This window comes from Monashia sp. HAY1-2A, from assembly GCF_056755315.1.
In genome coordinates, this window is sequence record NZ_JBNDHY010000010.1 from 10,049 (window position 1) to 21,823 (window position 11,775).

General features: G+C 73.9%; 8 protein-coding genes. 2 read left to right on the top strand and 6 right to left on the bottom strand.

Annotation, left to right across the window (positions count from 1 at the left end; translation table 11 throughout):
- The first annotated feature begins 4 nt into the window (after positions 1-4).
- Positions 5-5,563, top strand: a complete 5,559-nt coding sequence (locus ACPYOM_RS02730; protein ID WP_481344801.1) for an ATP-binding protein — start codon at positions 5-7, stop codon at positions 5,561-5,563.
- A 28-nt stretch (positions 5,564-5,591) separates the two neighbouring features.
- On the opposite strand, the gene ACPYOM_RS02735 is transcribed toward ACPYOM_RS02730, so the two are convergent.
- The 4 genes from ACPYOM_RS02735 to pdxY all read right to left on the bottom strand — a co-directional run bounded on the left by ACPYOM_RS02735 (position 5,592) and on the right by pdxY (position 9,653).
- Positions 5,592-6,680, bottom strand: coding sequence for a YdcF family protein (locus ACPYOM_RS02735; RefSeq protein WP_481344802.1), 1,089 nt, complete (start codon positions 6,678-6,680; stop codon positions 5,592-5,594).
- A 96-nt stretch (positions 6,681-6,776) separates the two neighbouring features.
- Complete coding sequence (locus ACPYOM_RS02740; protein WP_481340286.1) at positions 6,777-7,238, bottom strand: hypothetical protein; 462 nt, start codon at positions 7,236-7,238, stop codon at positions 6,777-6,779.
- A 121-nt stretch (positions 7,239-7,359) separates the two neighbouring features.
- Complete coding sequence (locus ACPYOM_RS02745) at positions 7,360-8,580, bottom strand: ATP-binding protein (RefSeq protein ID WP_481344803.1); 1,221 nt, start codon at positions 8,578-8,580, stop codon at positions 7,360-7,362.
- 224 nt (positions 8,581-8,804) lie between these two features.
- Entirely contained in the window at positions 8,805-9,653 is an 849-nt protein-coding gene (pdxY, locus tag ACPYOM_RS02750) for a pyridoxal kinase PdxY (RefSeq protein WP_481340282.1), read from the bottom strand.
- A gap of 94 nt (positions 9,654-9,747) precedes the next feature.
- On the opposite strand from pdxY, the gene ACPYOM_RS02755 reads away from it, so the two are divergent.
- Positions 9,748-10,077, top strand: coding sequence for a rhodanese-like domain-containing protein (locus tag ACPYOM_RS02755; RefSeq protein ID WP_481340280.1), 330 nt, complete (start codon positions 9,748-9,750; stop codon positions 10,075-10,077).
- Positions 10,078-10,104: 27 nt separating this feature from the next.
- Here the strand turns inward: ACPYOM_RS02755 and ACPYOM_RS02760 are convergent, their stop codons facing one another.
- Positions 10,105-10,857 carry a hypothetical protein gene (locus tag ACPYOM_RS02760; protein ID WP_481340278.1) on the bottom strand — a complete coding sequence of 251 codons (753 nt, stop codon included), beginning with the start codon at positions 10,855-10,857 and terminating at the stop codon, positions 10,105-10,107.
- A gap of 52 nt (positions 10,858-10,909) precedes the next feature.
- Entirely contained in the window at positions 10,910-11,770 is an 861-nt protein-coding gene (locus ACPYOM_RS02765; RefSeq protein WP_481340276.1) for an Fpg/Nei family DNA glycosylase, read from the bottom strand.
- Positions 11,771-11,775 lie beyond the last annotated feature (5 nt).

Sequence of the window (11,775 nt, forward strand, 5' to 3'; positions counted from 1 at the left end):
CTCGATGATCTCGCGCATCGCCATCGTGAACCGTGGAGAGGCCGCCATGCGGCTCATCCACGCGGTGCGTGACCTCAACGCCGCGGCGGGCCCGGACGGTCACCGCATCGAGACGGTCGCGCTGCACACCGAGGGCGAGCGCCGGGCCATGTTCGTCCGCGAGGCCGACCTCGCGTACGACCTCGGCCCGGCGGCGAACCGCCCCTACCTCGACCACACCGTCCTCGAGCGCGCGCTCCGGGCGACCGGCGCCGACGCCGCGTGGGTCGGCTGGGGTTTCGTCGCCGAGGACCCGACGTTCGCCGAGCTGTGCGACCGCATCGGTGTCACCTTCATCGGCCCGAGCGCCGAGGCGATGCGCAAGCTCGGCGACAAGATCGGCAGCAAGCTCATCGCCGAGGAGGTCGGCGTGCCGGTCGCGCCGTGGAGCCGCGGCGGCGTCGACACCCTCGCGGACGCCACGGCCGCGGCGGCCCGCATCGGCTACCCCCTCATGCTCAAGGCGACGGCCGGCGGCGGCGGCCGCGGCATCCGCCGCGTCGACTCCGATGCCGACCTCACCGACGCGTACGAGCGCACCCGCGACGAGGCGCAGCGGGCCTTCGGGTCGGGCGTCGTCTTCCTCGAGAAGCTCGTCACCGGCGCCCGGCACATCGAGGTGCAGGTCATCGCCGACGGGCAGGGCACCGCCTGGGCCATCGGCGTGCGGGACTGCTCGATCCAGCGCCGCAACCAGAAGGTCATCGAGGAGTCGGCCTCCCCCGTCCTGACGCCCGAGCAGGCGCAGGAGGTCAAGGACAGCGCCGAGCGGCTCGCCGTCGCGGTCGGCTACGCCGGTGCCGGCACGGTGGAGTTCCTCTACCACCCGGGCGAGCGCTTCTTCGCCTTCCTCGAGGTCAACACCCGGCTGCAGGTCGAGCACCCGATCACCGAGTCCGTCACCGACACCGACCTCGTCAAGCTGCAGATCCACGTCGCGAACGGTGGGCGCCTCGACGACCTCCCGCAGGGCCGGCCCACCGAGCGTGGCCACGCCGTCGAGGCCCGGCTCAACGCCGAGGACCCCGACCGCGACTTCGCCCCGAGCCCGGGCCGCATCAGCCTGCTGCAGTTCCCGGCCGGTCCCGGCATCCGCGTCGACACCGGTGTCGGAGAAGGCGACTCGATCCCGGCCGACTTCGACTCGATGATCGCCAAGATCATCGCCTACGGCCGCGACCGCGACGAGGCGCTGGCCCGGCTGCGCCGCGCCATGGCCGAGACGACCGTCGTCATCGAGGGCGGCTCGACGAACAAGTCGTTCATCCTCGACCTGCTCGACCAGCCCGAGGTCGTCGACGGGTCGGCCGACACCGGGTGGATCGACCGGGTCCGTGCCGAGGGCCGCCTCGTGTCGCACCGGCACTCCGGCGTCGCGCTGGTCGCCGCCGGCATCGAGGCCTACGAGGACGCCGAGGCCATCGAGCGGGCGCGGCTGTTCGAGTCCGCCCGGGGTGGCCGCCCCCAGGTCCAGCACACCGTCGGCCGCGCCATCGACCTCAAGCTGCGCGGCACCGCGTACAAGGTCACCGTCCTGCGCACCGCCTCGCACCGCTACCGCGTCACCGTCACCGGCGGGGGCGCCGAGCACCTCGTCGACGCCGAGCTCGACCTCATCGACGAGTACGCCGGGCGCATCAGCGTCGAGGGCCGCAGCCACCGCCTCGTCACGGCCACGCACGGTCCCGTGCAGCTCGTCGAGGTCGACGGCGTCACGCACCGCGTCTCGCGGGACGAGGGCGGCGTCGTCCGCTCGCCCGCGCCGGCGCTCGTCGTCGCGACGCCGGTCGAGGTCGGTGCCGAGGTGGCGGCGGGCGCCCCCGTGCTCGTCCTCGAGTCGATGAAGATGGAGACGGTGCTGGCCGCGCCCGTCGCCTCGCGGGTCCGCGCGATCCTCGCGAGCGTCGGCAGCCAGGTCGAGACCGGTGCGCCCCTCGTGCGCCTCGAGCCCCTCGAGGACGCCGACGAGGCCGCGGACGCCGCACCGGCCGCCGAGGAGAGCGTCGACCTCGACCTGCCCGAGCCGACCAACGGCACCGCTGGCGCGGACCGGCGGGCGGCGCGGGCCCTGGCCGACCTGTCGGCAACCGTCCTCGGCTTCGACGGCGGCACCGACAGCGGCGAGGGCGGCACGCTCGCCGCCTACCTCGCCGCGCGGGACGAGCTCGCGGCCGAGGGGCGCGTGCCGCTCGCCCAGGAGATCGCGATCCTCGACCTCATCAGCGACTTCGCCGAGCTGAGCCGCAACCGGCCGGCGCTCGAGGAGCGCCACACCGAGCTGCTCGTGCACAGCCCCAAGGAGTTCTTCCACTCCTACCTGCAGAGCCTCGACCCGGACCGAGCCGGCCTGCCGACCGACTTCCGCGACAAGCTCGCCCGCGTCCTGCGCCACTACGGCCTCACCGACGTCGAGCGCACGCCCGAGCTGGAGGAGGCGGTGTTCCGCATCTTCCTGTCGCAGCAGCGCTCGGCCCCCGAGGTGGCGTTCGCGACGTCGGTGCTCCAGCGCTGGCTCGGCGAACCGGCCCCGGCGGCGCCGCTCGACGCCGCGGCCCGCGACGCCCTCGACCGGCTCGTCGTCGCGACCCAGCTGCGCTTCCCGGTCGTCGGCGACCTGGCCCGCAGCGTCCGGTTCCGCTGGTTCGACCAACCGCTCGTCGACGCCGAGCGCGCGAGCGTCCTGGCCGGCGTCCGTGACAAGGTGGCCGCGCTCGCGGCCGACCCCGACGCCCCCGACCGCTCCCTGCGCGTCGACGAGCTCGCGGTGATCCCGGAGCAGATCGTCCGGTTCCTCGCCGAGCGGCTGCACGCGTCGGTCGACACCGAGGCCGGCCTGCAGCAGCACGAGCCGATGCTCGAGGTGCTCATCAAGCGGCACTACCGCGAGCACGAGCTGCACGCCCTTCGCACCTTCACCGAGGCCGGCCGCCCGTTCGCCACGGCCGACTACACCCTCGACGGCCGCCCGACGCACCTGACCTCGAGCATCGGTGCCGTCGACGAGCTCACCCCCGGCAGCGCCCTCGACACCGCGGTGTCGGCCGACGTCTGGGCCCGCCCCGAGGGCAGCCAGTCCGTCGTCGACCTCTACCTGCGGTGGCCCGACGAGCCGGAGTCGCCGGACGAGGCGAGCGACCTCCTCGCGGCGCTGCTCCAGGAGCTGCCGTTCGCGCGCGACACACGGCGCGTGGCCGTGTGCGTCAGCGGCGGCACCGACCGGCACGTCGACTACTTCACCTTCCGGCCCGTCGAGGGGCGCCTCGTCGAGGACCGCCTCGTCCGCGGGGTGCACCCGATGGTCGGCCGCCGCCTCAACCTGTGGCGGCTCAGCGCGTTCGACGTGACGCGCCTCGAGGCCCCCGAGGACGTCCTGCTCTACGAGTGCGTCGCCAAGGACAACCCCGAGGACCGACGCCTCGTCGCGCTCGCCCAGGTCCGCCAGGTCGTCGTCGTCCGCGACGAGCACGGCCAGGTGTCCGGCCTGCCGCACGTCGAGCGTGCCATCGCCCAGTGCCTCGAGGCCGTCCGCCGGGTCCGGGCCGCCCGTGGTCCCGGCGGCTCGCGCCTCGACATGAACCACGTGTGGGTGCAGATCTGGCCGACCATCGAGGCCGACCTCGGCCAGCTGACCGCGCTGCGCGGGAAGATCGCGCCGCTCACCGCCGGCGCCGGCATCGAGGAGGTCCTCGTCCAGGCGAACGTCACCACCGCCGCGGACCAGAAGCCGGTCCCCATCGCCGGTCGCTTCTTCTACCAGCCGGGCTCGGGCGTCGAGGCGGCCGTCGGCGCCCCGCCCACCGAGCCGCTCGCTCCCCTCGACGACTACGCGTCGAAGGTCGTCCGGGCGCGCCGCCGGGGCCTCGTCTACCCGTACGAGCTGCAGTCGATGATCGCCGGCCAGGGCGGCACCGTCGTCGAGCACGACCTCGACGACACCGGTGTCCTCGTGCCCGTCGACCGTCCCGTCGGGCTGAACAAGGCGGGCATCATCGTCGCCGTCGTCACGACGCCGACGCAGCGGCACCCGCAGGGTGTGACGCGCGTGGTGCTGTCGGGCGACCCGCTGCGCTCGCTCGGCTCCGTCGCCGAGGCCGAGTGCGCGCGGGTCATCGCCGCCATCGACCTCGCCGAGGCGATGAAGGTGCCGCTCGAGTGGTACTCGCTGTCGGCCGGCGCCCGCATCTCGATGGACTCGGGCACCGAGAACATGGACTGGGTGGCCCGCGCCCTCAAGCGGATCATCGAGTTCACGCAGGCGGGCGGCGAGATCAACATCGTCGTCGCCGGCATCAACGTCGGCGCCCAGCCGTACTGGAACGCCGAGGCGACGATGCTCATGCACACCAAGGGCATCCTCGTCATGACGCCCGACAGCGCCATGGTCCTGACCGGCAAGCAGTCGCTCGACTTCTCCGGTGGCGTCAGCGCCGAGGACAACTTCGGCATCGGCGGCTACGACCGCGTCATGGGCCCCAACGGCCAGGCCCAGTACTGGGCCAAGGACCTCGTCGAGGCCCGCGAGATCCTCATGGCGCACTACGAGCACGCCTACGTCGCCCCCGGCGAGGCCGGCCCGCGCCGCGTGCCGACGAGCGACCCCGCCCACCGCGACGTCACGCTCTTCCCGCACACGTTGCCCGAGTCGGGGTTCACGACGGTCGGCGACATCTTCTCGGCCGTCACCAACCCCGACCGCAAGAAGCCGTTCGACATCCGCACCCTGATGCGGGCCGTCAGCGACCAGGACCACGAGCCGCTCGAGCGCTGGGCCGGCATGGCCGACGCCGGGACCGCCGTCGTCCAGGACGCGCACCTCGGCGGCTTCCCGGTCACCCTCATCGGCATCGAGTCCAAGCCGGTTCCGCGCCGCGGGTTCCCACCCACCGACGGCCCGGACACGTACACGGCCGGCACGCTGTTCCCACGGTCGAGCAAGAAGGTGGCCCGTGCGATCAACGCCGCGAGCGGCAACCGCCCCGTCGTCGTGCTCGCGAACCTGTCCGGCTTCGACGGCTCGCCGGAGTCGATGCGTGAGCTCCAGCTCGAGTACGGCGCCGAGATCGGCCGGGCCATCGTCAACTTCGAGGGCCCGATCGTCTTCACGGTCGTCTCGCGGTACCACGGCGGCGCGTTCGTCGTCTTCTCCAAGACGCTGAACCCGCGCATGACGGTGCTGGCGGTCGAGGGGTCGTTCGCGTCGGTGCTCGGGGGCGCGCCCGCGGCCGCCGTCGTCTTCTCGCGTGACGTCGACGCCCGCACCGCCGCCGACCCGCGCGTCGCGCAGCTGGCGGAGCAGGTCGCCGGGGCGTCAGGCGTCGAGCGCGCCCGCCTGGCCACCGAGCTCGCCGAGGTGCGCAGCTCGGTGCGGGCCGAGAAGCTCGGCCAGGTGGCCGCGGAGTTCGACGCCGTGCACAGCATCCAGCGCGCCGTCACCGTGGGGTCGGTCGACGCCGTCATCGCGCCGCACGACCTGCGCCCGCGCATCATCGCCGCGGTCGAGGCCGGGCTGGCCGGCACACCCTGACGGGCCGGGGGACGGCGTCGGCCCGGCGTCAGCCGGCGACCGCCCGGGCCGCTCCGGCGCTGGAGGCCACCCACAGCAGCAGGCCGACGGCGTTGACCCACGGGTGGTGGGTGACGGCGGCGGCGACCTCGCGCAGGAAGGCGCTCGGCAGGAAGGACCACGGGGTGCGGGCCGGGCTGACGTCGGCGTCGATGCCGAGGCGACGGGTCAGCAGCGCCGCGCGGCCGGCGTGGTAGCTCGACGTCACGACGCGCAGCCGCCCGGTGACGCCACGCTCCTCGAGCAGGCGCAGCGACCGGACGAGGTTCTCCTCGGTGGTCGTCGCCCGGTCCTCGGTGACGATGCGCGCCGGGTCGACGCCGCGGTCGAGGAGGTAGGCCGTCATCGCCGCACCCTCGGACACCGGCTCGTCCTCACCCTGGCCGCCCGAGGGCACGAGCAGGGGGCAGCGTCCGTGGGCCTCCTCCGCGCGGAGCAGCGCGAGCGCGGCATCGAGCCGGTGGGCGAGCAGCCGCGGGACCTGGCCGCCCACGAGCCCCGACCCGAGCACGACGATCGCGACGGGCGCGGGACGCGGCGCGCGACGCAGGTAGGCGACGCAGTACAGCAGGTAGCTGACGATCACGAGGGCCGGGTAGCCGGGCAGGAGCAGCACGACGAGGCAGACCGCCGGCAGGGCGGTCGACCCGGCGCCGGCGCGGGTGCCCGAGCCCGCGCCGAACCAGACGAGAGCCACGCCGAGGGCCGTGACCCCCGTCATCGCGACGCCGACGACGAAGGACAGGAGCGTGCCGAGGGTGCGGCCCTCGGGGCCCACCAGGCGCGCGCCGTTGACGACGAGCACGGTGCCGACGACGAGTGACACCGCCCACGGCAGGGTGAGCGCGACGACGCCGTCACCGAGCGGGCCGTCGAGTGCGTCGAGCGGCTGGAGGAGCGCCACGGCGGCAAGCCAGCCCGCGGCGGTGAGCGCAACACCGATGCGCCACCGCCGGGGGTCGCGGCGCCGCCACCACCCGGCGAGGCGGAGGAACCCCAGGGCGAGCGCGAGTGCGACAGCGGAACCGACGAGGTGGGTCACGAGGTGGGTCACGAGGTGGGTCACGAGGTGGGTCACGCGGCCGGACCCCGGGCGACCCCGTCACCGCACCGACGCCCCGGTCCGCTCATGCGCCCCACCCTAGGGTGCGCACCCACTACGGCCGTGTCCCCGTCAGGAGCCGGGCTCGTCGGTGTTCTCCAGGTGCGCCGCGAGGGCGCCGAGCGCGGCCGGCTCGCAACCCGCGGCCCACGCCGCGTAGGCCGACTCGCGCGCGGCGGTGTGCGCGTCGGGCTTGAGCGCGGCGATGACCGAGGCGACCGCCTTGGCCTCTGCGCACTCGTCGTGCAGCCGCAACGTCTCGGGGTCGGGGTAGCCGGCGTCGGGGTCCAGGCCCCCGTCGCACGCGGCGTCGAGGCGGCGCTCGAGCTCCCACAGGCTGACGAGCTCGTCGATGCCGGGCCCCGCGGCGATGCCGTCGCGCGCGATGTCGAGGGCGGTCCGGTCATGGACGCCGGCGACCCCGCACGCGAGCCGCGCCGCGGCGAAGGCGAACCGACGGGCACCGCCGCTGCTCGCGCGACCGATGCGCGCCGCGAGCGCGGGCGCGACCGATTCGAGGCGATGCGTCGGCACGACGTCTCCCGGGGTGGACGGCGGGTCTGCGGACGCTCCCGTACGTACCCGGTCGCGGCTACCCGTCGTCATCGTCGCGGGTCCAGGCGCCGGCGAGGCGCTGGGCCCGGCCCGAGCCCGGTCAGGACTGCGTGCGCAGGTAGCGGCCGAAGTGCGGGACGGTGAAGGCGATGAGGCCGCGCTCACCGGAGTAGATGAGGCCCTTCTTGATGAGCGAGTCACGGGCCGGTGACAGCGACTGCGGCTTCCGGCCGAGCACCTCGGCGACGGCCGACGTCGGTACGGCCTCACGTTCCTCTGCGTGGGAGTCCTCCTGCGGCGCAGCGGGTTCGGCGATGGCGGCGTCGGCCATGGCCCGCAGGTACTCCCGCTCGGCGGGGGTCGCGCGCTCGAAGCGGGAGCCGAAGAACCCGACCGCGAGCTCGCTCTCGGCCTCGGGTACCGCGACCCGGATGTCCTGGGCGGTGACCGGCGAGGTGGGGGCGACGTCCCACACGACCTTGCCGTAGGCCTGGATGAAGTACGGGTAGCCGGCGGTCACGGCGTACATCTCGTCGAGCGCCTCCGGCGTGAACGCGCAGCCCTCCTCGGCCGCCGGCCCGACGAGGGCGTGGTCGGCGGCCTCACGCGGCAACCGGTCGATGCGCGAGTAGCGGAACAGCCTCTCGGAGTAGGACTTCGAGGCGGACAGCACCGCGGGCAGGTGGGGCAGGCCGGCGCCGACGACGATGACCGGGAGCCCCGACTGGGAGATCTCGTGGCAGGCCGCGCACAGCGCCGAGACGTCGTCGGGGTCGAGGTCCTGCATCTCGTCGATGAAGAACGCGATGCCCTTGCCGACGTCGGCCGCGAGCCCCCCGATGTCGGTGAACAGCTCGACGAGGTCGATCTCGATGTCACCGCTGTCGGCCCGGCCGGACACGGTCGGCACGTCGATGCCCGGCTGCCACCGGTCGCGCAGCCGGGCACCCGGCGGGTTGTCGCGCAGGGCGAAGGCCTTGATCGTGCCGAGCACCTGGTCCACGACCTCGCCGCGGGGGTGGCCCAGCTCACGGACGGCCTGGTGAGCGGCCGCGGCGAGCGGGCGGCGCAGCCGCTGGTCGGGCCGCGCCTCGAACTTGCCGGTGCCCCAGTCGGCCCGCACGGCAGATGACCGCAGGGCGTTGAGCAGGACGGTCTTGCCGACGCCGCGCAGGCCGGTGAGCACGATCGAGCGCTCGGAGCGTCCGCGCGCGATGCGCTCGAGGACGACGTCGAAGGTGCGCAGCTGCTCGTCGCGGCCCGCGAGCTCGGGCGGACGCTGGCCCGCGCCCGGGGCGTACGGGTTGGTGATCGGGTCCACGCTCGGAGGCTATACGTCTGTCTACGCTTCACCGGAGACATCCGCATACGGGGCGAGAGCGTGTCGGCGGTTGCGCCGGAGCCTGGCCGGGTCCGTGGGGGGTCACTCTTCGGTGGAAGCGAATTCCACTGAAAACAGGACAAAAAGGCGCCGTTCCGCACGGTCAGGGGTGGTCATGCGGAACGGCGCGCCTGTGACTATAACGGCTCTGGGGGCCGAGTGGGTCATCGAACCCGCACGATCTCGAATTTCTCGTCGGGGTCGGCGATGGCGTCCTGCTCGGCGACGAGCAGCATCTCGTCGGAGCCGCTGGCGTGGGTCCGCTCGAGCACCGCGTACATCGTGGCGGCGGTGCGCCGCAGCGCCGCCTCGGGCCCGTCCGTGAGGTGGTGGGCGAGGAAGACCGCCGCGGTGACGTCACCACCTCCGCGGACCGTCATCGGCAGCATCGGCGTCGTCACGAGCCAGGCGCCGTCGGCGGTGACGCACGCCATCTGGATCGAGCCCTCCGGGGTGTCGGAGGTCAGGGCGCTCGTCACCAGCACGACGGCGGGTCCCGACGCGCGCAGGTGGTCGGCGGCCGCGAGGAGGTCGTCCTGGCTCTCGACGCTCCGGCCCGAGAGGAACTCGAGCTCGAACTGGTTCGGCGTCACGATGTCGGCCCGCGGGACGACGTGGTCGCGCATGTACTCGGGGATGCCCTCGCGGACGAAGAACCCGCGCCCGACGTCGCCCATGACCGGGTCGCAGCAGTAGACCGCGTCGGGGTTGGCGGCCTTGACACGGGCCACCGCGTCGAGCACGACCTCGCCGACGGACTCGGCACCCTGGTAGCCGGAGAGCACCGCGTCGATCGAGGGGAAGGCGCCCCGCTCCTCGACACCGGTGATCACCTCGGCGACGTCGGCCGGCGGGATGAGCGGGCCGCGGGTCGCGCCGTAGCCGGTGTGGTTCGAGAACGTCACGGTGAGCACCGGGTAGACGTCGTGGCCGAGGCGCTGGAGCGGGAAGACCGCCGCCGAGTTGCCGGCATGGCCGTACGCGACGTGAGACTGGATCGACAGGATCTTCACCGCGCTCACGATAGTGCCGGCCCGTGGTGGCCCGGTCCTGCCTCGGCCGTGGCTCGGCCGAGGCTCGGTCGTGGCCCGGTCCGGTCGTGTCACGATGGAGGGCATGAGCATCCCGACGACGACCGTCTCCCAGCTGCCCGACGACGCCGTCATGGTCGACGTGCGCGAGCCCGACGAGTGGGCCGCCGGCCACGCCCCCAACGCCGTCCACATCCCGCTCGGTGAGCTGCCCGCCCGCCTCGGTGAGCTGCCCGACACCGACGAGACCGTCGGCATCGTGTGCCGCATGGGCGGCCGCTCGGCCCGGGCCGTCCAGTGGCTCGTCATGCAGGGCTACGACGTCGCCAACGTCGAGGGCGGCATGCTCGAGTGGGAGCGTGCGGGCAAGAAGGTCGTCGCCGACGGCGACCCCCGCATCATCTAGCCCCAGGGCGGGGGCGACTGAGCTGGCTCAGGACACCGGCACCGTCAGCGGGTCGGTGCACACGAGAGCGGCACCCGACGGGGCGGCCACCGGGGCCTGGAGGACGCCGCGCACCGTCGGTGAGGGCCGCAGCTGCGGCCCCGCCGGGCCGACCTGCACGCAGAAGGAGAAGGCACCTGCGGCCGGCGGCAGCGGGTCCTGCGGCGCGGTGAAGGCGGCACCCGGGACCGCGAGGGCGAGCGGCGTCGGCACGAAGGCGCGGCCGGTGAGCGTCCCTCCGGCGGGCAGCGCGCGGGCCCCCATCGTCGGCGCCGCGGCGAAGCGCACGTTCGGCGCCGTGGCGAACCCCTGCTTGCTGACGCGCACCGTGCCCTCGTGCGCGTAGACCCACGCGTGCTCGCGGTCGACGTCGGCCGGCAGGACCGCCGAGCCGAGCGAGTCCGGCACGATGTCGTAGGCGGCGAGTGGCCTCGACCCGGTGTTGGTCAACGTGTACTCCACGACGACGCCGGGCTCGGCCTTGACACCGCTCGCGTGCGCCGGTGCGCCGGGTGCCGCGCTCGCGACGAGCCGTACCCCTCCGGCGCTGCCCGTGGCCCGACCCGATGCACCCGCGCCGGTGCCGTCGGTCGGCGCCGGCAGGGTGGAGCCGACGACCGTCGTACCGTCGGAGGACCCCGAACCTGGCGACGCGACGGAGCCGCACGCCGCCGTGGCGAGGACGGTCAGCAGGGCGGCCGGCAGCAGGGCGGTGGAGGGGGCGCGAAGGATCGGCTTCATGACGGTGCAGACAACCACGGCGACCGAACCGTTGCACTCCGGACGAACCGGGTCACTTGAGCAGCTTGGACATCCGCCGGTCGGCGAGCGGCTTGCCACCGGTCTGGCACGTGGCGCAGTACTGCAACGACGTGTCGGCGAACGAGACCTCCCGCACGACGTCGCCGCACTCGGGACACGTCTGCCCGGTGCGGGCGTGCACGCGCATGCCGGCGCGCTTGGCGTCCTTGAGCTCCTTGGCCGGCTTGCCCGACGCCGTGGCGACGGCCGAGGCGAGCGTCTCGCGCAGCGCACGGTAGAGCCGGTCGACGACGTCGGGCGCGAGCGACCCGGCGATGGCGAAGGGGCTGACCTTCGCGACGTGCAGCACCTCGTCGGAGTAGGCGTTGCCGACCCCGGCGATGACCTCCTGGTCGCGCAGCAGACCCTTGATCTGGGTGCGGCGACCCTCGAGGATCTCGCCGAACCGCTCGCGGGTGAAGTCCTCGGCGAGGGGGTCCGGGCCGAGGCGGGCGATGCCCGGCACCTCGTTCGGGTCGCGGACGATGTAGGCCGCGAGCGACTTCTTCGTGCCCGCCTCGGTCAGGTCGAAGCCCGAGCCGTCCGACAGCCGCACCCGCAGGGCGATGGGCGACTTGCCCGGCCGCAGGACCGTCGCCGGCAGCTGGTCGGACCAGCGCAGCCAGCCGGCGCGCGCGAGGTGGAAGACGAGGTGGGTGCCGTCGGCGTCGATGTCGAGGAACTTGCCGTGCCGGTGGACGCCGTCGACGGGCACGCCCTCGAGCGCCTGCGGCGGCGGGTCGAACGTCTTGAGGACGCTGAACGAGGCGAGCTCGACCGTGGCGACGGCAAGACCGGCCGTCCGCTCGACGAGGAAGTCGACGAGTGCCTGCACCTCGGGCAGCTCCGGCATGGCGT

Bases quoted from the DNA above. Each gene is read 5' to 3' on its own strand.
- ACPYOM_RS02730 (WP_481344801.1), top strand. From the start codon at position 5: ATGATCTCGCGCATCGCCATCGTGAACCGTGGAGAGGCCGCCATGCGG.
- ACPYOM_RS02755 (WP_481340280.1), top strand. From the start codon at position 9,748: ATGGAGGGCATGAGCATCCCGACGACGACCGTCTCCCAGCTGCCCGAC.
- ACPYOM_RS02760 (WP_481340278.1), bottom strand. From the start codon at position 10,857: ATGAAGCCGATCCTTCGCGCCCCCTCCACCGCCCTGCTGCCGGCCGCC.
- ACPYOM_RS02765 (WP_481340276.1), bottom strand. From the start codon at position 11,770: ATGCCGGAGCTGCCCGAGGTGCAGGCACTCGTCGACTTCCTCGTCGAG.